25 protein-coding genes are annotated in these 20,309 nt (G+C 36.3%); 19 read left to right on the plus strand and 6 right to left on the minus strand.

What is annotated here, in order from left to right; all coding sequences use genetic code 11:
* Positions 1-16 precede the first annotated feature (16 nt).
* From ACZZZW_RS05650 to ACZZZW_RS05680, 7 genes are all read left to right on the plus strand, one after another.
* Complete coding sequence (locus tag ACZZZW_RS05650; RefSeq protein WP_463492534.1) at positions 17-232, plus strand: hypothetical protein; 216 nt, start codon at positions 17-19, stop codon at positions 230-232.
* Positions 233-416: 184 nt separating this feature from the next.
* Positions 417-1,049, plus strand: coding sequence for a DUF2306 domain-containing protein (locus ACZZZW_RS05655; protein WP_055908012.1), 633 nt, complete (start codon positions 417-419; stop codon positions 1,047-1,049).
* Between the two features lie 16 nt (positions 1,050-1,065).
* Positions 1,066-1,950, plus strand: a complete 885-nt coding sequence (locus ACZZZW_RS05660) for a YARHG domain-containing protein (RefSeq protein WP_463492535.1) — start codon at positions 1,066-1,068, stop codon at positions 1,948-1,950.
* Positions 1,951-1,968: 18 nt separating this feature from the next.
* Positions 1,969-2,403, plus strand: a complete 435-nt coding sequence (locus ACZZZW_RS05665) for a YkvA family protein (protein WP_463492536.1) — start codon at positions 1,969-1,971, stop codon at positions 2,401-2,403.
* Positions 2,384-2,704 (plus strand): DUF2752 domain-containing protein, encoded by a 321-nt coding sequence (locus ACZZZW_RS05670; protein WP_463492537.1) that lies wholly within the window; start codon positions 2,384-2,386, stop codon positions 2,702-2,704. Before ACZZZW_RS05665 ends, ACZZZW_RS05670 begins: the two co-directional genes overlap by 20 nt.
* 8 nt (positions 2,705-2,712) lie before the next feature.
* Entirely contained in the window at positions 2,713-3,201 is a 489-nt protein-coding gene (locus ACZZZW_RS05675; RefSeq protein ID WP_200912292.1) for a CCC motif membrane protein, read from the plus strand.
* A 103-nt stretch (positions 3,202-3,304) separates the two neighbouring features.
* Entirely contained in the window at positions 3,305-3,715 is a 411-nt protein-coding gene (locus tag ACZZZW_RS05680) for a BrxA/BrxB family bacilliredoxin (RefSeq protein WP_463492538.1), read from the plus strand.
* 220 nt (positions 3,716-3,935) lie between these two features.
* Here the strand turns inward: ACZZZW_RS05680 and cdaA are convergent, their stop codons facing one another.
* Both cdaA and folP read right to left on the minus strand, forming a co-directional pair.
* On the minus strand, positions 3,936-4,727 hold the full coding sequence (gene cdaA, locus ACZZZW_RS05685; RefSeq protein ID WP_463492539.1) for a diadenylate cyclase CdaA: 792 nt from the start codon (positions 4,725-4,727) through the stop codon (positions 3,936-3,938).
* Positions 4,728-4,912: 185 nt separating this feature from the next.
* Positions 4,913-5,767: a dihydropteroate synthase gene (gene folP, locus ACZZZW_RS05690; RefSeq protein ID WP_463492540.1), complete on the minus strand. Its 855-nt coding sequence runs from the start codon at positions 5,765-5,767 to the stop codon at positions 4,913-4,915.
* Positions 5,768-5,866: 99 nt separating this feature from the next.
* Here folP and ACZZZW_RS05695 point away from each other — a divergent pair, with 99 nt between their 5' ends.
* The 5 genes from ACZZZW_RS05695 to ACZZZW_RS05715 are packed head-to-tail and all read left to right on the plus strand — an operon-like array spanning position 5,867 to position 9,629.
* Positions 5,867-6,412 (plus strand): DUF1599 domain-containing protein, encoded by a 546-nt coding sequence (locus tag ACZZZW_RS05695; RefSeq protein ID WP_055909438.1) that lies wholly within the window; start codon positions 5,867-5,869, stop codon positions 6,410-6,412.
* A 37-nt stretch (positions 6,413-6,449) separates the two neighbouring features.
* Positions 6,450-7,601 (plus strand): BT_3928 family protein, encoded by a 1,152-nt coding sequence (locus tag ACZZZW_RS05700; protein WP_463492541.1) that lies wholly within the window; start codon positions 6,450-6,452, stop codon positions 7,599-7,601.
* 2 nt (positions 7,602-7,603) lie between these two features.
* Positions 7,604-8,659 (plus strand): ABC transporter permease, encoded by a 1,056-nt coding sequence (locus ACZZZW_RS05705; RefSeq protein ID WP_055907986.1) that lies wholly within the window; start codon positions 7,604-7,606, stop codon positions 8,657-8,659.
* Positions 8,660-8,662: 3 nt separating this feature from the next.
* Entirely contained in the window at positions 8,663-9,109 is a 447-nt protein-coding gene (locus ACZZZW_RS05710; protein ID WP_463492543.1) for a DinB family protein, read from the plus strand.
* Between the two features lie 19 nt (positions 9,110-9,128).
* Positions 9,129-9,629: a shikimate kinase gene (locus ACZZZW_RS05715; RefSeq protein WP_055907979.1), complete on the plus strand. Its 501-nt coding sequence runs from the start codon at positions 9,129-9,131 to the stop codon at positions 9,627-9,629.
* A 56-nt stretch (positions 9,630-9,685) separates the two neighbouring features.
* Here the strand turns inward: ACZZZW_RS05715 and crtD are convergent, their stop codons facing one another.
* Genes crtD through ACZZZW_RS05730 form a run of 3 tightly spaced genes read right to left on the minus strand, consistent with a single transcriptional unit; the run spans position 9,686 to position 13,384 of the window.
* Positions 9,686-11,173 carry a 1-hydroxycarotenoid 3,4-desaturase CrtD gene (crtD, locus tag ACZZZW_RS05720; RefSeq protein ID WP_463492544.1) on the minus strand — a complete coding sequence of 496 codons (1,488 nt, stop codon included), beginning with the start codon at positions 11,171-11,173 and terminating at the stop codon, positions 9,686-9,688.
* 4 nt (positions 11,174-11,177) lie between these two features.
* Positions 11,178-12,881: a M28 family peptidase gene (locus ACZZZW_RS05725; protein WP_463492545.1), complete on the minus strand. Its 1,704-nt coding sequence runs from the start codon at positions 12,879-12,881 to the stop codon at positions 11,178-11,180.
* A 44-nt stretch (positions 12,882-12,925) separates the two neighbouring features.
* Entirely contained in the window at positions 12,926-13,384 is a 459-nt protein-coding gene (locus ACZZZW_RS05730; RefSeq protein WP_055907971.1) for a DoxX family protein, read from the minus strand.
* Between the two features lie 213 nt (positions 13,385-13,597).
* Here ACZZZW_RS05730 and ACZZZW_RS05735 point away from each other — a divergent pair, with 213 nt between their 5' ends.
* The 3 genes from ACZZZW_RS05735 (at position 13,598) to ACZZZW_RS05745 (ending at position 15,808) form a co-directional block, all read left to right on the plus strand.
* Positions 13,598-13,708, plus strand: coding sequence for a hypothetical protein (locus ACZZZW_RS05735; protein ID WP_025145553.1), 111 nt, complete (start codon positions 13,598-13,600; stop codon positions 13,706-13,708).
* A gap of 201 nt (positions 13,709-13,909) precedes the next feature.
* Positions 13,910-15,319: a 23S rRNA (uracil(1939)-C(5))-methyltransferase RlmD gene (rlmD, locus tag ACZZZW_RS05740; protein ID WP_055907969.1), complete on the plus strand. Its 1,410-nt coding sequence runs from the start codon at positions 13,910-13,912 to the stop codon at positions 15,317-15,319.
* A gap of 81 nt (positions 15,320-15,400) precedes the next feature.
* The gene (locus ACZZZW_RS05745) at positions 15,401-15,808 is read left to right on the plus strand and encodes a hypothetical protein (protein WP_055907966.1); all 408 of its coding nucleotides are present in this window, start codon (positions 15,401-15,403) and stop codon (positions 15,806-15,808) included.
* A 124-nt stretch (positions 15,809-15,932) separates the two neighbouring features.
* On the opposite strand, the gene ACZZZW_RS05750 is transcribed toward ACZZZW_RS05745, so the two are convergent.
* Positions 15,933-16,637 carry a head GIN domain-containing protein gene (locus ACZZZW_RS05750; RefSeq protein WP_055907964.1) on the minus strand — a complete coding sequence of 235 codons (705 nt, stop codon included), beginning with the start codon at positions 16,635-16,637 and terminating at the stop codon, positions 15,933-15,935.
* Positions 16,638-16,829: 192 nt separating this feature from the next.
* On the opposite strand from ACZZZW_RS05750, the gene ACZZZW_RS05755 reads away from it, so the two are divergent.
* The 4 genes from ACZZZW_RS05755 to ACZZZW_RS05770 all read left to right on the plus strand — a co-directional run bounded on the left by ACZZZW_RS05755 (position 16,830) and on the right by ACZZZW_RS05770 (position 19,934).
* On the plus strand, positions 16,830-17,336 hold the full coding sequence (locus ACZZZW_RS05755; RefSeq protein ID WP_055907961.1) for a phosphoribosyltransferase family protein: 507 nt from the start codon (positions 16,830-16,832) through the stop codon (positions 17,334-17,336).
* Positions 17,337-17,572: 236 nt separating this feature from the next.
* On the plus strand, positions 17,573-18,196 hold the full coding sequence (locus tag ACZZZW_RS05760) for a 1-acyl-sn-glycerol-3-phosphate acyltransferase (RefSeq protein WP_055907957.1): 624 nt from the start codon (positions 17,573-17,575) through the stop codon (positions 18,194-18,196).
* A complete protein-coding gene (locus ACZZZW_RS05765) occupies positions 18,193-19,290 on the plus strand; it encodes a glycosyltransferase family 2 protein (protein ID WP_463492546.1) in 1,098 nt (365 codons plus the stop codon). Before ACZZZW_RS05760 ends, ACZZZW_RS05765 begins: the two co-directional genes overlap by 4 nt.
* Positions 19,260-19,934 carry a carotenoid biosynthesis protein gene (locus ACZZZW_RS05770; protein ID WP_055907952.1) on the plus strand — a complete coding sequence of 225 codons (675 nt, stop codon included), beginning with the start codon at positions 19,260-19,262 and terminating at the stop codon, positions 19,932-19,934. Before ACZZZW_RS05765 ends, ACZZZW_RS05770 begins: the two co-directional genes overlap by 31 nt.
* Positions 19,935-20,309: the final 375 nt, after the last annotated feature.

A 20,309-nucleotide genomic window follows, 5' to 3' on the forward strand; every position in this document is an offset into this window, starting at 1 on the left:
GTTCAAATAGAAAAAAATGGAAGCTACGGGGAAATTAACAAATGTTCAATTAGAACTATTAAAATTATTTCAATATAATTTGCCCGATGCTCAGCTGAATGATATCAAAGAAATGTTAGCAAAATATTTTGCTAAATCTGCATCTGATGAAAAGGACAAACTCTGGGATGATAATAATTGGGATGAAAATACAATTGAATCCTGGAAAAATGAGCATTTAAGGAAAAAATAACATTCATGAAAGTTGTACTTGATACAAATGTACTTCTTGTTTCAATTCCTAAAAAATCAAAATACAGGGTAATTTTCGATGCATTAATTGGAGGATATTTTGAAGCTAAGATGATGTAGTAAACGCACAATTGGTGGCCATTCCCTTTGATAAAAAACTACTTTTACTGTTCAATAAAAAATAAATGAAAAACATTAGCTATAAGTGGTTGGCCTGGCTATTATTTTTTTCCTATTTTTTTATTTTAATGCTGCAGCTTACCTTGCGCTACATCCCTTTCAATAGCGAAGTATCTTTTCTTCAAATTAAACAAACCGAAGTATCCGGCATTAAAATTTACCTCCCTATATTTTACCTCCACGTTTACAGTGCAATATTTGTACTGCTGGCTGGTTTTACTCAGTTTAATAAAAACATTTTAGCAAGCTATCCAAAAGTGCATAGGTGGTTGGGCTATTTGTATGTAAGTTTAGTATTGTTGCTTGCAGCACCATCAGGCATTTTTATTGGCTGTTTTGCCAATGGAGGGTTAATGGCTAAAACCTCGTTTATAATTTTGGGCGTGCTGTGGTTTTGGTTCACTTTAAAAGCCCTTCTGCTTATTATAAAAAAGAAAATAACAAACCATAAAAAATTTATGTACCGTAGCTTTGCTTTAGCTACTTCTGCCATTACCTTAAGGCTGTGGAAAGTTATTTTAGTATATTTATTTCATCCAGCCCCAATGGATGTTTATCAGATTATTGCCTGGTTGGGCTGGATACCCAATTTATTGATCGCTGAATGGCTGATTAAACACAAAACATTTACCCGCTGAAACAGTTACATTAATTATGAAAAAAATCTTATTATTCGCGCTCATCCCTTTTTTGATGCTTTCTTGCAGAGATACTAAAAAAACTAAAAAAGAAAAACCATCTGGCATTGCACAACAGGAAATCCACAAAGAACTTTATGGTTTTTGGGTAGGTAATTTTTATACAGCGGATGAATTGGAGTATGAAGGAGACATGGGAGATGCTGTTAAAAAGCTGAATATCAATATTAAAAGAATAACAAAAGATACGGTGATTGCGCAAAGCGTAGTTTCTGGCAACAGCCGCCCTTTGTTGGGCAAATTATCCGAAAACGGAAGCAAAATTACTTTTGTGCTTGATGAACCCGGCACAGATAAATATGATGGAAAATTTGAAATTACCCTCGTTGGCGATACGCTGATCGGCAAATGGAATGCATACAAAAAAGAATTAAAATGGCCTGAAAAAGAATTTAAACTACTGAAAAAAGCTTTCGAATATAATGCAGGTCGTATGTTGCCAACAGAAATGGAATATGTAGACTGGAGCGAGCAAAAAATGGTTAAAAGTATAGATACACTTGAAGATGGAACCATTGATTCATTGAGCGCAAATACTTTTTACAGGAGTGCCTCCGATCAGATTTTTAAATTAAATGCCTCAACCACCTTGCTTAGTGAAGATGAGTTAAAGAATTTGAGAAAATTGGATTTGCAGATTATCAAAAATACCATCTTTGCCAGACATGGTTATGCTTTTAAAAAACAAACCTTCAGAAATTTCTTTGATCCTGTGGAGTGGTATGTACCCGTTAAAAACAATGTGGATAATGATTTAACAGCAATAGAAAACAAAAATATAAAGTTGTTGGATCGCTTTACTAAATATGCTGAAGACAATTATGATGCTTTTGGCCGTTAATTTGTAATACGATTAACTATGAAATTGAACAGGGAAAAAATATTGGGTTTCTTTAAAAAGTCAGAAAGTAAAGCTTCGCTAATCTTAAATGATAAAACCAAGGCGAGCAATACCATTAAAGATGCCTTAGGAAAAGCGGTAACCAATAAAGGTGATCTTGAAGGAGTATGGTCTAAGCTAGTGCTCTTATTTGCAGTATCTAAAGATTATGTAAATGGCGATTATACGGAAATTCCAAAAAGATCAATTATAGCGATCCTGGGCGGATTGGTCTATTTTTTATCGCCTATAGATGTGATTCCTGATTTCGTGCCAGTATTGGGTTTTGTTGATGACATTTACATCTTAAACCTTGTTTACAGACAGGTTGTTAAGGATTTGGAAAAATATAAAGCATGGAAAGATGCGCAGATCAAGGTTATTGGCAATATAGATGGCTCAACAGCAACATAGCTTTCTCGATTGGTTAAGCGGGCATCTATTAACCTGCCCCTTTAAAGCGCAATTCGGATTCGATTGTCCGGGCTGTGGCTTTCAGCGTTCCGTACTGGCTTTGTTCAGCGGTGATTTAATGGCATCATTTAAGTTGTACCCAGCTGCAATACCATTGATTTTTATAGTGCTTTTTACAGTCATTCACCTCAAATTCGATTTCAAATTTGGAGCGCAGCTGATAAAAATCGTTTTCGCAGGGGTTGCAGTAATTATCTTAATCAATTACATTTACAAAATATATACTCACCAATTGATCTAAATATAACTATGTCAGAAGAACAGGAAACCCCTCAAGAAAATAAGCCAATAGATCTTTCTAAAGGTCAGAATCCGGAACCAGCACCTTTTCAACCATTTGGTAATGGACCTGCAACCCCACCACCTTTTCAGCAACCGCCACCTTTTGGGCAATTTGGAGGTGGTTTCGGGCAACAAAATCTACCAAATTCAACAATTGTACTTGTATTAGGAATTCTTTCGATAGCATTTTGTTGCTGTTATGGTATACTAGGCTTAATTCCTGCAATTATTGCGTTGGTACTTAGTAAAAAAGATAAGGCATTGTATGCAGTTAACCCTGCTGCATATAGTTTAAGTTCCTTTAAAAATTTAAATGCCGGAAGAATTTGTGCAATTATAGGTCTGATTCTTAATATTTTGTCATTGCTTTATTATGCTGCCATTATTGTAATATTCGGCTCGGGTATGTTAAGCGATCCACATAAAATGCAGGAAATTTTAAAAGGATTACAATAAAAATAGCATTTTAATTTTACCTTAAAAATATAAATCGGATGGTGCATACCATTCGATTTTCTTATTTTTGTATCGTTCAAATTGTAAATAAAAAACTAAGATAATGTATCCAGAATATTTAGTAGAGCCAATGCGTAAGGAATTAACTAACGTAGGTTTTCAAGAATTAAAAAAGGCAGAAGACGTAGATCAAGCGATTAAAGGCGAAGGAACTGTGTTGGTAGTGGTTAATTCGGTTTGTGGTTGTGCGGCAGCAAATGCGCGTCCGGCAGCCAGAGCAGCAGCAGCACACGAAAAACATCCTGATAAATTGGTTACTGTATTTGCAGGTATGGAAAAAGAAGCTGTAGATCAGGCAAGAAATTACATGATGCCTTTCCCTCCGTCATCTCCGGCAATGGCGTTATTTAAAGATGGTAAGTTGGTACATATGATTGAGCGTCATCAGATTGAAGGCAGACCAGCACAAATGATTGCTGATAACCTGATTGGAGCTTTTGAGCAATATTGCTAACGATTAATTGCGCATTTATTGGGTTACACCGATAAAAAAGTATTTAAATTATAATGAAATGGTGAATGGAAGCATTCACCATTTTGCATTTAATGGAGGAAATTAGCTTATTGTCTTGCGGCCATCATGCTCAATTCATTTCAGCATCCTACAGGTAATTTTAATATCCTGAAATAAATTCAAGGTGACGATGCGAATAAAATTTCTTAAGTTGTGCTTGCTAAAAATCCTTGTTTAATAATTTCTCCAGTTCCCCGAAAGAAACATTCATTCTTACCCTGCCTTGTTTGGCATACGATATTTCTCCGGTTTCTTCAGATATAATTACAGCAACGGCATCTGTTGTTTCCGAAACACCAATACCTGCCCGATGCCTTAATCCAAATTGTGATGGCAGTTGATCATTATCCGTTAAAGGCAAAATACAACTCGCACTTTTAATTTTATTTTCCGAAATCACTACGGCACCGTCATGTAAAGGGCTGTTTTTTTGGAAAATACTTTCTAATAAACGTTTCGATATTTTAGCGTCTACAAGTTCGCAGCTATTTGCGAAAAATTGTTCATCGTAAAATTTAACAAAAACGATTAATGCACCTGTACGTGTTTTTTTCATGCTTTTACAAGCATCAATAATTGGTTTTATGCGTGTTAAATTATTTCTTTCAATCTCTTTTCTGCCAAATAAATAACCCCACCAGGCTTTGTTTTTCTGCAGAAAAGCATTTTTTCCTATCAGCAAAAGAAAACGCCTAATTTCCGGGTGGAAGATCACAATCAGCGCAATAATGCCCACACTCATAAATTTCTCTATGATAGCGGTTAACAATTCCATGTGCAATGCTTTCACTATCCAGAAAAAAACTGTAATAATAAACATCCCAACGAGCAGGTTAACGGCTAGCGTATTGCGGATAAGGGTGTAAACGTAATAAATTAATAAGGCTACTAAAATGATATCAACGATATCAGTTGGCGATACTTTAAGGAAGTCGAAATCAAAACCTTTCATTAATGGCAAGATAGTAAAATGCTTTTCAGTTTACAAGATTAGGTTAATTGTTTAGGAAGGATCGTAACCCTAAATTTATTTCAGGGTTATTGCTCAAAAATAGATGTTGAAACAAGTTTAGCAGGATGAATTGAAGGAGAATTTAGCAGCGTGCCCGAGTTTTATATAAAAATCATGGCCAAACATTAACCAGTTAACCTCTCTACTAACTTTACACATTCCACCGCCTCTTTTACATCATGTACCCTTAAAATCCCTGCGCCTTTTTGCAGAGCGATGGTATTAAGTACCGAAGTTCCGTTTAGTGCATTTGCGGCAGAAGTGCCAAGTGTTTTGTAAATCATTCCCTTACGCGAGAAACCCACCAACAGCGGAAGTTTAAAAATTTTAAAATCTTCTAAATGTTTAAGCAGTTCGTAATTGTGTTCGGTAGTTTTTCCGAAACCAAAACCAGGGTCAATAATTACATCATGGATATGCAGTGCCTTAAGCGACTCTACTTTTTTTGCAAGGTAATCGATTACCTCTAGCAACACATTGCCATACATCGGATTTTGATGCATGTTTTGAGGTGTACCTTTCATGTGCATAATCATATAAGGCACTTGTAGTTTGGCCACGGTTTCGAACATCAGTTCGTCCATATCACCCGCAGCAATATCGTTAATGATATGTGCGCCAGCCAAAATGGTTTCTTCTGCAACTTTAGCCCTAAAGGTATCTATAGAAATTATGGCTTCGGGAAAGGTTTTTGCTAAACCTTCTATCACCGGTACCAATCGCGCTACTTCCTCGCTCATGCTAATATCTTTGGCTCCAGGCCTCGAAGAATAGCCGCCAACATCAATAAATGTAGCACCTTCGCTTAAAAACTGGTCAGCTTTGGTTAAGGCTTCATCCATCGTTTTTGTACGGCTGTTGCTATAAAAGGAATCTGGCGTAATATTCAAAATACCCATCACTTTTGGCGTACTTAAATCGATAAGTCTACCGTTTACGTTTAAGCTCTGTTTGGGCTCAAAAAAGTTTTTTTCTGCCATAATAAACCCTCACGGGATTTGGGTTTCGCTTTAAAAATGTATCTTTAGCTTTTGTTTTTTCACGACAAAAATACATTAAAAACTAAATAATTATTGGCTTTGGCACAAACAAATACCTCTACCGAATTTGATGAAGTGATTGCAGTTTGCAGATCATTATTTTTAAAAAAAACTAAAGATTATGGCACTGCATGGCGGATTTTAAGACCAAGTTCGATTACTGATCAGATTTTTATTAAAGCACAGCGCATACGTACTTTGGAAGAAACAAAAGTTAATAAAGTAGGGGAGGGAGTGGTATCCGAATATATCGGCATTGTAAACTATTGCGTAATTGCTATGATGCAGCTTGAACTTACAGCATACGAGCCCAATGAACTGCCTTATGAGGAGGTTGAAAAGAGATTTGAAGAAAAAGTTACTGAAACCAAGGATTTAATGTTTGCCAAAAATCACGATTATGGTGAAGCCTGGCGCGATATGCGGATCAGTTCGTTAACAGACCTGATTTTAATGAAAATTTTTAGGGTTAAACAAATAGAGGATAACGAAGGGCAAACGCTGGCTTCTGAGGGTGTTAACGCGAATTATCAGGATATGCTGAACTATTCGGTTTTTGCATTGATCAAACTTGGTGTTAAATAGTATTACCAGTAATTGCCTATAAAATAGATACATACAGATGCGGAATATACTTTTAAGATTCTCAAGGATTTTTGTCGGTGCTTTATTCATATTTTCAGGGTTGATCAAAGCAAACGATCCGCTTGGTTTTGGCTATAAACTTCAGGAATACTTTGAGGTTTTTCATATGAATTTTTTAAGTGGAATGGCCACTGGTATTGCTATTTTACTTTGTACCTTAGAAATTGTACTCGGCGCGCTATTGCTTTTGGGTTTCTGGAGTAAAAAGGTAGCCTGGGGATTGTTATTGTTAATTATCTTTTTTACGCTATTAACATTTATCTCTGCGGCGTTTAAGGTAGTTACCAGTTGCGGCTGTTTTGGCGATGCCATTCCGCTTACCCCATGGCAGTCGTTTAGTAAAGATCTTGTTCTACTGGTATTGATCATCGTAATTTTCCTAAATAAGAATCTCATCCAGCCGATTTTCAGTAAAGAAGCAACTCAGCGTAATATTGCCATTGCCGTAACGCTTGTTTCCTTAGGCTTCGGACTTTACACTTACAATGTACTTCCAATTATCGATTTCCTGCCTTATAAAGTGGGTGCACACCTTCCATCGTTAATGGTGATCCCTCCGGGAGAAAAACCAGATGAATTTGAGATCATATATCACTTAAAAAACAAGAAAACAAAAGAAGAAAAGGATATGAGTGATAAGGCTTACCTTAAAACTGAAATCTGGAAGGATAACAATTGGGAAATTATTGGAGAGCCGACAAAAAATTTAGTGAAAAAGGGTTTCGAACCTAAAATTAAAGATCTTAATATTACTGATGCCTCCGGTACCGATTACACCAAAGAACTGATCGAAAACCCGTACTACAATTTAATTTTTGTAGCTTACGATCTTCATGCCACAAATGAAGCTGCCATTGGAAAGCTAAATGCACTTGCCTTAAATGCTACGCAACAGTTTAATATCCGTACGGTGTTGCTAACTTCCAATTCTGCTCAGGATGCGCAGGCATTCATTAAAAAGAATAACTTGTTTTCAGAAGTATTTTATGCTGATGCCGTTCCGCTTAAGAGTATGGTAAGGGCAAATCCGGGTGTTTTATTGATGAAAAATGGTGTAATAATTAATAAATGGCATTTTCATAACGTACCAACTTTCGATCAGCTCAGTAGAAAATATTTCGATAAATAAATATGATTGGATACGCATTAAAAAAGCTATTGTACGGCCTGCTTGTAATGGGTGGGGTAATACTCGTGGTTTTTGTGCTGTTTAATATTTTACCAGGCGATCCTGCCCGGATGACAATGGGGCAAAGGGCCGATGTACAGTCTCTTGAGGCTGTACGTAAAGAATTTGGTTTAGATCGTTCCAAACCTGTACAGTTTGTTTTGTACATCAATGATTTATCGCCAATCAGTATCTTGGATAATGATAGCGCCAGCATGAAAAAATACCATTATGCAAAACTGATCAGTTTTGATAAGAAGGTGCTGGTTGCAAAATGGCCTTATCTGCGCAGTTCATACCAAACCAAACGTGATGTAACCGCAATACTTTCCGAAACCGTTCCCAATACATTTATTCTTGCTTTAACAGCAATGATTTTTGCCACGATAATTGGTGTTTTTTTAGGTGTGCTGTCTGCAGTTTATAAAGATTCATGGATTGATAAATCGGCCAATGCATTTGCCATTTTGGGCATATCGGCACCTTCTTTTTTTGCCGGGATTATAATTGCCTGGCTGTTCGGTTTTGTGCTGAGCAATTACACCGGACTAAAAATGAGCGGAAGTTTATATTCTTACGATCCTTTTAACGGCGAAGTGTTAACCCTTAGAAATTTATGGCTACCAATGATTACGCTTGGCTTAAGGCCTTTAGCCATTATTGTACAGCTTACCCGAAGTGCCATGCTGGATGTGCTTGCACAGGATTATATCAGAACCGCAAGAGCCAAAGGTTTAAGCAGAAATGCAATAATTTATAAACATGCTTTAAAAAATGCGATGAACCCAGTAATTACGGCTATTTCAGGATGGTTTGCTTCATTGCTTGCCGGTTCGTTTTTTGTGGAATATATTTTTGGCTATAATGGTTTGGGAAGAACAACAGTAACCGCTTTGGAAATGTCTGATTTTCCTGTGGTAATGGGATCTATTCTTTTTATTGCTTTCGTATTTGTGATAATCAACATAATGGTTGATATATTATATGCCTATGTGGATCCAAGGGTTAAATTAAGTTAAGCCATGCGCGAAGAAGAAATTATAAATTATACTGAACTCGCAGATCAGCGTATCATTGAGATTTTTAAGCTTACAACCATCGAAATGCCTGATGCAGAACGTTTGTTCAGCCATGTTTTAAATGCCCAGCACATTTGGGCACACTGTATTTCCGGGCAGAAACCAGAATATAGTGTTTGGGACATTCATAATAAAAATAATTTTGAAGGTATCGCTGCGGATAATATCAGGTTGATCAGGATCGCACTACTAGACAATACTTTAGATAAAAGGATTGCATATAGCAACTCGCAAGGTGTAAAGTATGAGAACCAATTGGATGAAATTTTATTTCATTTATTTAACCATTCTACTTATCATCGAGGACAGGTTGTTACCTTACTTAAAAGATATGGTTTTACGCCACCTGTAACAGATTATATAATGTTAAAACGCGACCAGTTATTGTAGGTCGGTAATAAAAATACAAATGAAGATTTTCCTCATCGGATATATGGGCTGCGGCAAAAGTACAAAAGCTAAACAGCTGGCACATCGGTTAGAATGCCCGGTAATAGATCTTGATGCCGAAATTGTTTCAAAAACCGGTAAAACCATTGCCGAATATTTTGCTGAATTTGGAGAAAATGGTTTTAGAGATTACGAAAGTGAAATGCTTAAAACCTTCGATTATCCAGAAACCTGTGTGGTAGCTACCGGAGGCGGATTGCCATGTTTTTTTGATAATATGGAATGGATGAATGCCCACGGTGAAACGGTTTACCTGCAAATGGAACCTGCTGCCCTGGTTTCGCGCTTGCATAACCGTCAAAAGCGGCCCTTAATTAAAGATTTAAATGATGAACAGCTTTTAGAGTTCATTAAAGAAAAACTAAAAGAACGTGATCCTTTTTATACAAAGGCAAAATTTATTGTAGATGCATTCGATTTAGATGGTGAAAAATTGGAAGAAGCGATTAAGCATAATTGATATATTTTCTCGATAAAAAAAATTCTTCTTTTTAGAATTCTTTTAATGATCAATAACTAATGCACTACTGCATCAATTTCATCATCAATTATCTTAGCAGATAGCAAAGCAAGCGGAATTCCACCACCCGGATGTACGCTACCACCACAAAAATATAAGTTTTTAACTTTCGAACTAAAATTAGAATGCCTTAAAAAGGCAGAAAACTGATTGTTGGAGCTGTTTCCATATAGTGCGCCTTGATAGGAACCGGTTTTGCTTTCTATGCTTCTGGGATCGAGGATTTGCTCAGAGATAATGTCCTTTTCAATATTCCGGTTCAATATCCGGCTAATTTTTTTTATAATATTTACACGAGCTTCTTTAATTAACAAATCCCAGTTTTGGTTGTTATTTGCAGGAACATTAATCATTACAAACCAATTTTCACTATCTAAAGGTGCATCACCCCTGATGTGTTTAGCAGTGATGTTAATGTAAACCGTAGGATCGTTAGCAATGGTTTTGTCTTTCCAGATGGAATTGAACTCTTTGTGATAATCTGCTGTAAAAAAGATATTGTGCAAGCCTAAATCACTGTAATTTCCATCCATTCCCCAATAAAAAATCAATGCAGAACTGCTACGCTCCTGATTGAGAAGTTTTTGAGGTTGCGGTATCTCTTTAAGTAAATTTTTATAAGTAAACCAAATGTCGAGGTTAGAGATAACGGCATCTGCAAAATGTATTTTATCATTTACTTTAATGCCGTTTATTTTTGGTTTATTCCCGTTCGTATGTATAATTTCTTCAACTTTTTTGTTGTAGTGAAATTTCACGCCCAATTCTTCCGCTAACTTTACTAAGGCCGTAACTATGCCATACATACCGTTTTTAGGGAGAAAAGCACCATAATGGTATTCGAAATGCGGAATTACATTTAATGTAGCTGGTGCCTGATAAGGATTTGAACCATTGTAAGTGGCATAACGGTTAAAAAGCTGTGCTATTCTATCATCTTTAAAAAATGATTGGTTTGCTTTTGCCTGAGTTCTAAATGCATCGATCTGCCCGAACCGGAAAATAGATTTTAAGGTATCCCAATGGAGGTAACTTTTCAGCTTATGCAAACTTCTTTCCAGAAATACACGGTGGGTAACCTCGTAAATGGTTTTGCTTTTATTTAAGAAGCGCTCAATTTCTGTTGTGGTAGAGTCAGTTTTTTCTTCAATTTGTTGTGCAAATTTATTAAGATCAGTACTTGCATTTAACCTTAAACCATCTTCATAAAAATAACGGCAAATCTCTTTTAGTTTAATGTATTCGAAATAATCTTCAGGCTTTTTACCTGCCAGTTTAAAAAGTTCATCAACATACTGCGGCATGGTAAAAAGACTCGGACCGGCATCAAACCTAAATCCGTTCATACTTATTTCAGTTAGTTTACCTCCGGGTTTAGCATTGGCTTCAAAAACGTCAACTGTGTAACCCTTTACGGCAAAGCGTATGGCAGAGGCAATTCCTGCAATTCCGGCACCGATAACTATTGCTTTTGGTTTAGGCATCAAACTAATTCAACTCCTTTAAATACACATTCGTTTGTTTTTCAATCTCGCTGCTGGCAAATTTAATGGCCGAGCCAACTCTTGTAGTTTGTGGTTTTACAGGCATTTTATTCACCGTTGCCAGGGCATCTATATACCATTTGGCCCAAACTTCGATAATGTGTTTTTCATCCTTTGGCAGTTTACCCCCGATAATTGCTTTCTTGCTCAATTCAAACTCAGTTTTTAAACGAATTAATGCATCAGTTTTAACCTGAGCAACAGTAGCAATTGCTGTATTTTCATCTGCAGAAATTAAAGTGTAAGCAGCAGTTAAACCACTTATCCCAACATTTTTCATCTCTGTTGATGAAACTTTATCGATGCGGTCGTTATCTGTGTGGTAATATACATCTGTGAAGTGCCACATTAGTAAACCCGGAATTTTGTTCTGCAAAAATGGGGTATGGTCGCTGCCACCTTCAAACGGATTATAATTTACCGTCCAGTTGGCAAATTTTCCCTGCGCTTTGCAGATGTCGAAAATAAAATCGTTAAAGTAGTGCGGAAAAAGGTCTTTTTCGCTAACATCTCCTGCTCCCCATTCGGTATGTTTATCCGTGCCCCTTGTCCAGATGGCCGATGGATCTGGCATTTTCTCAATCAGAAAAGAGCCCCCTGTTTTTTTAGTATCCTCGCCAACCATATCCAAACTCATTCCCCACATAATGCCTTTTGCGCGTGTAGTATCTTCAGTTATGTACCTTCGGGTAGATACAATTTCATCGCCCCACAAAAAAGTTAAGGTACGTTTGGGGTTTATCTTTTTAGCCTGATACAATTCTGCAGTTAGCCTTGCCATTTCGGCCAATGTGCCAACACCGCTGGCATTATCATTTGCGCCAGGCTCTTGAACGTGGGCACTGAAAACAAAACGTTCGTTAGGGTTAATGCTGCCTTTAACGTTTGCAACAATTGTTAATTCCTCCGAAGGATAAATTTTAGTCTGAATGTTAACTTTTAATTTGGTATTGCCTTTTAAACAGGCTGTTTTTAATTTTTCTTTAGCCGCATAAGATAAAAGCAAGGTCCATACCTCACTATTGGCTTTCATGCTTCCGAACTGAATAGAGGTTTGATGAAGTTCTGGTTGGGTGTATTTAGGCATCGAATAACCCAATACACCGATTGCTCCTGCTTTGGTGGCAATTTGAAGTAAGCGTGATGGATTTGCCTCAGCAAATAAAATTTTACCTTTTAAGTCCAATTTTTCTATTTCAGCAGGTGTTGTGTTAGCGATGTAAACCACATCTGCCGTAACACCTCCCTCAGGGGTAGATACGCAATTAATCGGGATCATATTGCGGTTGGTTTTGTAAGAAATAAGCGGCTGGGATTCTCCTATAATATCAATATTGGCATCAACAGGCTCCCAGGTGTTATTTTTCATTGCTCGTTTTTCGATGCGATACGTTAAAGGAGCTTCTGATTCATTTTGTTTCTGCTCTACAAAACCAGCTTTTTTTAGGATATTTTCTACATAATGGATACTTGCATTAAAGCCTGTGTTGCCAGGTACACGAAAATATTTCTGTACAAAAGCAGTGGTTTCGAAGGCGTTATTTTCTTGAAAGCCAGCTCTTGTCAGTTTAAAATGTCCTTCTGTAGGGTTTTGGGCATAACTGGCCAATCCCGTTAAAAGCAGTGCAAAAAGTATCTTCGTTTTCATAATTATTTATAAAAGCGAAAGATACTAAGAATATTTAATGTTACTTATGCGTACCGTTTGCCGGTTTTACGCTTCAAGCCTTCATCAACTGATAATGGTCCGGAGCCCACCACCCAGAACATGATCAGCAGGAATAAAACCAATACTGAAAACCATAATTCTGAATTCGGACCAGAAAAGCCAGGCGTAAGGTTAACAAAAAATACGGCAAACAATAAGATCGGGATTTGAATTACAACGGCAAATCGGGTAACTAATCCCAAAGTAATCAAAACACCGCCAACCAAATGTGCAAATGCAACAACATGAATGGCGACGCTGATTAACATGCCCGAAAAACCAAAAACGTTATTTTGTGTAATCATGTTCTGAAGTACTGAAGTATCGCTAATAAAAGAAACACCTTTTCCAAAAATGATCAGGCCGAGTACAATCCTAAGATAATCCAGCCATTTTGAGTGATGAACATCTCCCCAATGTTCAATTTTACGGATAACGTTCATAATGAACCTCCATTTTTATGTGAATGATATATTAAGTTACGGATTTTAATTGATTTAACAAATAATGTGTTGAAAATCAATACTTCACACTATAATTTTAGGATTTAGTAATGCTTTTACCTATTGATGTAAAATTAACATAAAATTAATTTATACCGTTTTGGTTTTTGGTATAAAATTAGTAGTATTGCTTAAATAGATAGGTTTTTTATCATGAGCAAAGAAATATTAGAGTTTTCTGTACAGGTAGATGAAAAATTTGACTTGAAATTTAATTGGCTGGATGGTTTTTGGGGAGCAGCGTTTAAATTTTTTGGAAAATAATTTCTAACATCAACAATATTTTATCAGGTATTTTAAACTGAGTGGAAAAATATTGCCTAATCTTTTACACGCACTTATTTTCTTGCGCTTTTGAGCATTATCTTTTCAATTATTTATATTCATTCCAACTTTAGCATTCAGTTTTAGTCTTTGCCCTTTGGTCTTTCCTCTTTCAGCTTTTAGCCTTATCTTTGCAAAATAATGAGTAGAAGAAAACCAGGTACGGTAACTATTGTTCCAAACGTACAAATAATCGATATTGCTGAAGAAGGAAAAGGTGTAGGCAAAGCCGACGAATTGGTCATTTTTGTTGATAAAGCCGTTCCCGGTGATGTGGTAGATGTTAGGTTAACCAAAAAGAAAAAAAATTTTGCCGAAGCCATCATCGAACAGTTACACGAAAAATCAGCCTTGCGTACCGATCCTTTCTGTCCTCATTTCGGAACCTGTGGCGGTTGCAAATGGCAGCACATGGGCTACGATGCTCAATTAAAGTTTAAACAGAAAAATGTTGAAGCCGCGTTGCAGCGTCTTGGTAAAATAGATACTTCCGGTACTGAACCCATTTTAGGTTCAGCAAAAAACAGGTATTATCGCAATAAGCTCGAATTTACTTTTTCGAACAAACGTTGGTTGGAAAAAACCGATATCGAGCGCGAAGAGGATTTTGATATGAACGCATTGGGTTTTCACGTACCATTGCGTTTTGATAAAATTTTAGATATCGACCATTGTTATTTACAGGATGAGCCCTCAAATTCGATCAGAAATGCCGTACGTAAATATGCATTAGCAAACAGCTTGTCGTTTTACGACCTACGTAACCATGAAGGTGTTTTGCGTAACCTGATTATCCGTACTTCCAGCACAGGTGAAGTAATGGTAGCGGTTGTTTTTGCGTATCCGGAACAGGAGCAGATTGATGGATTGATGAATTTCCTTAAAGCTGAGTTCCCTCAGGTAACCTCATTACTTTATATTGTTAATCAAAAGAAAAACGATACCATTTTCGATCAGGAGGTGATGGTATTTTCTGGCCGCGATCACATTTTCGAAGAAATGGACGGAATAAGGTTTAAAATTGGCGTAAAATCTTTTTATCAAACCAATTCTGAACAGGCTTTTGAACTATATAAAATAACCCGCGATTTTGCCGGATTTAAGGGTGATGAACTGGTTTACGATTTATACACCGGTGCAGGAACCATTGCTAATTTTATAGCCAAAAATGTTAAACAGGTTGTAGGGGTAGAGTATGTACCCACCGCAATTGAAGATGCAAAGTTTAACTCAGAATTAAACGGGATCGACAATACGATTTTTTATGCTGGGGATATGAAAGATATTCTTACATCTGAATTTATCCTTGCGCACGGTAAACCTGATGTAGTAATCACCGATCCACCCCGTGCTGGTATGCACGCAGATGTGGTGCAGCGTTTATTGGAAATGGAATCAGAAAAAATTGTTTATGTAAGTTGTAATGCCGCTACCCAGGCGCGTGATTTGGAGTTGCTGAAAGAGAAGTATGATGTGGTGCGCATTAAACCGGTAGATATGTTTCCGCACACGCAACATGTAGAAAACGTGGTATTGTTGAAATTAAAATAAGGTATAATTGATTGAATGAGAGAATTGAATGTGTCAATTGCCTAAAGATTAAATCATTCAACATTCAATAATTAGTTAGGTATGAATAGAGAAGAATTATTAAGCGCAACGCCAGAAGATAGCGGAGACCCGCAAAAGAAACAGGAAAGTCCGCTGGTAAGTTTAGAGAAAGACCTGGAATTTTATGCTGATGCCATTAAAGAGGTGGCTATAGAAATTATGGTTGAGGGCATTTCTGCCTACCCGATTTTTATTGCACATCAACACGAAGTAAATATCGGCGAACTTATTTTAAATAAAGAAGAACTCAATACCGATTGGACCATACAAGCTTCTACGTTGGAAGAATTTGTAGAAAAAGGAATTATCAGTAAAGAGAAAAAAGATCCGTTTTTAAAGGTTTATAAAAAACCGGAAGATTATATGTGTGTATTCGTAATTGTTCCCGAAGGCGCCAATTTTATTTATTACCCGTATAAGAAAAAATAGTGCGTAATTTGAGTCTATTAATGAAAACGTAAAACTCAATAATCATTAATCTGTATACTCATTATAAAAAAAACGCTGCTTTGCATCCACAAAGCAGCGTATTATCATTAACTAAACTAAACGCTTAATTTACGTGGTGTACTTCTCCGCTTTTCGAACTTGATGTTTTCTTAAGTGAAGCATTTCCTTTATAACTTACATCTCCACCACCACTTGCGCTTGCTTCCAAGCCTTTATTTACATTTAAACTAACGTCAGAACCACCTGAGGCCTGCACTTTTGCATAATCTGTAACCAGTTCATAAGCATTAACATCACTGCCGCCGCTTGATTGTATGGTCATATTTGACGCTTTGCCTTTCAAATCAATATCGCTGCCACCACTGGATTGAACGGAAAGGTCGTTACATGATATAGTCAGTTTTAAGTCTGATCCACCCGAAGAGCGGATAGCCAGTTTATCTGTTTTAATCTGGTTTTGCGTAAAAACATCCGATCCTCCCGACGCTGCAAGTGCATTTAATGTTTTAAAACTTACATAAGCCTTAATTACGCGGTTTTTAAACATGCCGCTCCATTTAATGCCATCTCTAAATTTTATGTTCACATTATCGCCGTTTTGTTCAACAACGATATCGTTAAGGGTTTCTGAATCAGATTTAATGCTTATGCTTTCGCTGTTTCCTTGTGTGAGGTATAAATCTATTCCGCTACTTACGCTTATCCCGCTAAAATTTTTCACAGGGAAATTTTTCGATTCCTGTGCTCTAGCGATATAGCTGGTTACGATCATAAATAAGATTGCGGATGATTTGATAAGGGTTTTCATAATTGTATTTTGTTAAATAATGCTGAACTATCGATTCGCTGTGTTTGCAGGCCGATATTTCATGATTTTGTGTTTTGGTTATTGATTAGACGCATCTCTAAACGAAACGTTGCAAGTAATCGAAATTATTTTTTAAATAGTTTGAATTTCAGGCTTAAAATCGTTCTTTTTGTATTCAATCCTTTTTATACAATGGCATCGCAATTACTTATTCTTAACAAGAAACAGATTCAGCAGAAAATAGACCGCATAGCATATCAGATTTTGGAAGATAACCTGAATGAAAAAGAAATTGTACTTGCCGGCATTTGGGACCGAGGCTATAAACTTGCCGTTAGATTGGAAAAAGTACTTAAAAAGATTTCAGGTTTTAAATTAACCCTTTTGCGCATCGATCTTCAAAAAGAAAGCAGCAAATTGGTCGCTTCAACGGATCTAGACGAAAGCCATTGGAAAAATAAAGTGATTATTATTGTAGATGATGTATTGAACAGTGGTAAAACCTTGGCTTATGGTTTGGGTGTTTTCTTAAATACCCCTCATAAAAAAATTCGTACAGTAGTTCTTGTAGATAGAAGTCATAAAATTTTTCCAATCGCAACTGATTTTGTAGGGTTGGAGCTCGCCACTATATTAAAAGAGCATGTAGATGTGGTGATGGATGTTGAAGGTGAGGAAGACCGTGTGTATTTGAGCTAATTGTTAGGGAGTTGAAGAGGCAAGATGATTTATAGAATAGTTTCAGTTGCTTTATTTCGTTAAATCGTCCTCGTTTGTAGCGAAGATATATGAGAACAGCGATTGTATCGCTAGTACTTAATTTATCCATCACATTATAAATTTGGATCTCACCAATTCTCGTTATAAACGATAACTATGGCTGACTATAACTATTCAGATTTGCAATTAACCTCATTTTTTTGCAATTTCCCCAAATGTATCAACCCAGAAAAAATAATTTAATCTTCAACTTTTTTTCCTGGTACATTCAGTTCATTATCAAGAAAGATTTTTCAGCATTTAATTTCGATAAGCTTCCGGTTAAGCAAGATTCATCTATTTTGATTTTAGCCAATCATTTTAGCTGGTGGGATGGTTTTTTTATTTTTTACATTAATAAAATTGTATTCAAAAAGCAGTTTCATGTGCTGGTAAATGCCGAAAACTATAATAAAGTCGGTTTTCTGAAATACCTCGGCGCTTTTGCTGCCGAAAATAAAGGTAAAGATGTTTTAACAGTGCTTAATTATGCTGGCGAACTGTTAAATGATCCAAATAACATGGTACTTGTGTTTCCCCAGGGGAAATTGTATTCGAACCATGTGAAAAGTATTAGCTTTGAAAAAGGTGTTATGCAGATGATTAATGCCAGTAAAAAGAAAATCAATATTATTTTTGCTGCTACTTTTATAGATTATTTTGCCAATAGGAAACCATCCGCCTATACTTATCTGCAGCAATGGGAGGATGAAGAGTACGTGAGTTTACAGTTATTAAAAAGTGCCTATAATAAACATTACGATCAATCGCTTGTTAAACAAACTCAGATTATTGAATGACAATTTTTATTTACGCAGTTTTAATTTTTCTGGTTATCCGGTTTTCTGTCACCGTTTTTAATTTTCTTTCCAACCCGAAACTGCCCAGGGTGGTTAAGCATTACCATGATAAAGTTTCTATATTGATACCAGCTAGGGATGAGGCGGGTAATATATTGGAATTGTTGAATTCGATAAAAAATCAGGATTATTCCAACTATGAAGTTATTGTTTTGGACGACAATAGCAGTGATGACACTTTTAAGCTAGTAGCTGATTTTTGCTCAACCAATCCACAATTTAAAGTGGTTAAAGGAAATACTCTCACTCCAAACTGGCTCGGTAAAAATTATGCCTGCCATCAGCTCAGCGAATTGGCCACAGGTAAATATCTTTTGTTTATCGATGCAGATGAAACGATTAAGAGAGGGTTGATCAACAGTTTAATTGCGCGTATGGAAATAGGTAACCTGGCTTTATTGAGTGTTTTTACCAACCAGGTAATGCAAACAATTGGTGAGCGCTTAACTGTACCCTTAATGCATTTTATACTTTTAAACTTATTGCCTTTACGTTTGGTAAGATTGTCGAAAAATCCTGCTTTTGCGGCAGCAAGCGGCCAATGTATGTTTTTTAATGCTGGTAATTATAAAGAAAACCATTGGCATGAACGTGTTAAACACCAGGTTGTAGAAGATGTGGAGATTATGAAACTGGTAAAGCAAGAAAAATTTAATGCGGAAGCACTGCTTGCCAACGGACTGATTTATTGCAGGATGTACAAAAATCTGGGGGAAAGCGTAAACGGTTTTAGTAAAAATTTACTTGCGGGTTTTGGTAATAACATCATAATATTATTACTTTACCAGCTTTTGGTAATCGTAGGGCCCTTAATTTTAATACTAAACTTTAATGTTGCTTTACTTGTATTACCATTAACTTTAATAGTATTAAGCAGAATGATGATCTCTTATTTATCCGGACAAAATGTTTTGATCAATATGATTTTGCATCCGTTTCAGATGTTTTTCTTCTTAATCATTTCAATCATCTCTATAAAAAAACATATTTTTAAAACAGGCACATGGAAGGGCAGAACGATCAAAGTGATTTAAAGGTTAAAAGGATTGCAGTTGCGGTAATTATCATTTTTCATTTGGTTGGCTTGTTCGGTTTTTTAATTCCTGCCGCTCAGCCTTATTTCATTAAACTTGTTCCGTTTCATTTATTGCTCATGTTTGCAGTAATTGTTTTTGCATACAATGCCGATGTAAAACGGCTTTTATTATTTGTTTCGGGCGTTTTTCTCTGCGGTTTTTTGGTTGAAGTTTTGGGCGTGCATACAGGGAAAATATTCGGCAGCTATTATTATGGCGATACATTAGGGTATAAAATTGCTGCGGTTCCTTTGCTTATGGGCGTTAATTGGGTGATCCTGATTTTTAGTATCGGCCAGATGATGAAAAGCATGAAGATCAGGAACAGTATTTTAGCCTCCGTTATCGGTGCCTTTGTATTGGTTGGCTTCGATTTCTTTTTAGAGCCCGTAGCCATGAAATTTAATTACTGGCAATGGGACTGGCACGAAATTCCTGTGCAAAATTATGTTGCCTGGTTTATAGTTTCATTAATTTTATTGAAGTTTTACTATGCATTGGGTTTAAAGCAACAAAAATATATCGGCGTAACCATGTTTGCGGCACAGCTAATCTTTTTTGTTGTCTTATACATGACAACCGGAACAAATATTTTTGCTTAATTTTGTTATCTGATTTCGGATAATATAAATAATTATGGAAAAACTAATCGTGCAGCCTAAAGATATCAAATAACTTTTGCCAATCGAGGCTGTGTTACAGGTGTTAAATATAACTTTTAAGGAAGAAAAAGGCTAAAAACAACTGGCAATCATTCTTAAATCAGGCGCTAGGGCTTCAATTAAGAAGCTTCAGCAAATATTTGTAAAATTAAGCATTCATCCTTTATCAGGCGTACGTAAACAAGAACAGTTAAAATCTGATTTTTGGCTACTGGTCAAACAAATAAATAAAAAGATAGATTAGTCTATAGGATCAATGAAGAGATTATTACAATTTTTATAATTTCTGCAAAGGAACATTACAACGATAAATAA

The sequence above is a fragment of the Pedobacter sp. AC379 genome (genome assembly GCF_979258145.1).

Coding starts and splice junctions, on each gene's coding strand:
- ACZZZW_RS05650 (WP_463492534.1), top strand. CDS start 17: ATGGAAGCTACGGGGAAATTAACAAATGTTCAATTAGAACTATTAAAA.
- ACZZZW_RS05655 (WP_055908012.1), top strand. CDS start 417: ATGAAAAACATTAGCTATAAGTGGTTGGCCTGGCTATTATTTTTTTCC.
- ACZZZW_RS05660 (WP_463492535.1), top strand. CDS start 1,066: ATGAAAAAAATCTTATTATTCGCGCTCATCCCTTTTTTGATGCTTTCT.
- ACZZZW_RS05665 (WP_463492536.1), top strand. CDS start 1,969: ATGAAATTGAACAGGGAAAAAATATTGGGTTTCTTTAAAAAGTCAGAA.
- ACZZZW_RS05670 (WP_463492537.1), top strand. CDS start 2,384: ATGGCTCAACAGCAACATAGCTTTCTCGATTGGTTAAGCGGGCATCTA.
- ACZZZW_RS05675 (WP_200912292.1), top strand. CDS start 2,713: ATGTCAGAAGAACAGGAAACCCCTCAAGAAAATAAGCCAATAGATCTT.
- ACZZZW_RS05680 (WP_463492538.1), top strand. CDS start 3,305: ATGTATCCAGAATATTTAGTAGAGCCAATGCGTAAGGAATTAACTAAC.
- cdaA (WP_463492539.1), bottom strand. CDS start 4,727: ATGAAAGGTTTTGATTTCGACTTCCTTAAAGTATCGCCAACTGATATC.
- folP (WP_463492540.1), bottom strand. CDS start 5,767: ATGGCAGAAAAAAACTTTTTTGAGCCCAAACAGAGCTTAAACGTAAAC.
- ACZZZW_RS05700 (WP_463492541.1), top strand. CDS start 6,450: ATGCGGAATATACTTTTAAGATTCTCAAGGATTTTTGTCGGTGCTTTA.
- ACZZZW_RS05705 (WP_055907986.1), top strand. CDS start 7,604: ATGATTGGATACGCATTAAAAAAGCTATTGTACGGCCTGCTTGTAATG.
- ACZZZW_RS05710 (WP_463492543.1), top strand. CDS start 8,663: ATGCGCGAAGAAGAAATTATAAATTATACTGAACTCGCAGATCAGCGT.
- ACZZZW_RS05715 (WP_055907979.1), top strand. CDS start 9,129: ATGAAGATTTTCCTCATCGGATATATGGGCTGCGGCAAAAGTACAAAA.
- crtD (WP_463492544.1), bottom strand. CDS start 11,173: ATGCCTAAACCAAAAGCAATAGTTATCGGTGCCGGAATTGCAGGAATT.
- ACZZZW_RS05725 (WP_463492545.1), bottom strand. CDS start 12,881: ATGAAAACGAAGATACTTTTTGCACTGCTTTTAACGGGATTGGCCAGT.
- ACZZZW_RS05730 (WP_055907971.1), bottom strand. CDS start 13,384: ATGAACGTTATCCGTAAAATTGAACATTGGGGAGATGTTCATCACTCA.
- ACZZZW_RS05735 (WP_025145553.1), top strand. CDS start 13,598: ATGAGCAAAGAAATATTAGAGTTTTCTGTACAGGTAGATGAAAAATTT.
- rlmD (WP_055907969.1), top strand. CDS start 13,910: ATGAGTAGAAGAAAACCAGGTACGGTAACTATTGTTCCAAACGTACAA.
- ACZZZW_RS05745 (WP_055907966.1), top strand. CDS start 15,401: ATGAATAGAGAAGAATTATTAAGCGCAACGCCAGAAGATAGCGGAGAC.
- ACZZZW_RS05750 (WP_055907964.1), bottom strand. CDS start 16,637: ATGAAAACCCTTATCAAATCATCCGCAATCTTATTTATGATCGTAACC.
- ACZZZW_RS05755 (WP_055907961.1), top strand. CDS start 16,830: ATGGCATCGCAATTACTTATTCTTAACAAGAAACAGATTCAGCAGAAA.
- ACZZZW_RS05760 (WP_055907957.1), top strand. CDS start 17,573: ATGTATCAACCCAGAAAAAATAATTTAATCTTCAACTTTTTTTCCTGG.
- ACZZZW_RS05765 (WP_463492546.1), top strand. CDS start 18,193: ATGACAATTTTTATTTACGCAGTTTTAATTTTTCTGGTTATCCGGTTT.
- ACZZZW_RS05770 (WP_055907952.1), top strand. CDS start 19,260: ATGGAAGGGCAGAACGATCAAAGTGATTTAAAGGTTAAAAGGATTGCA.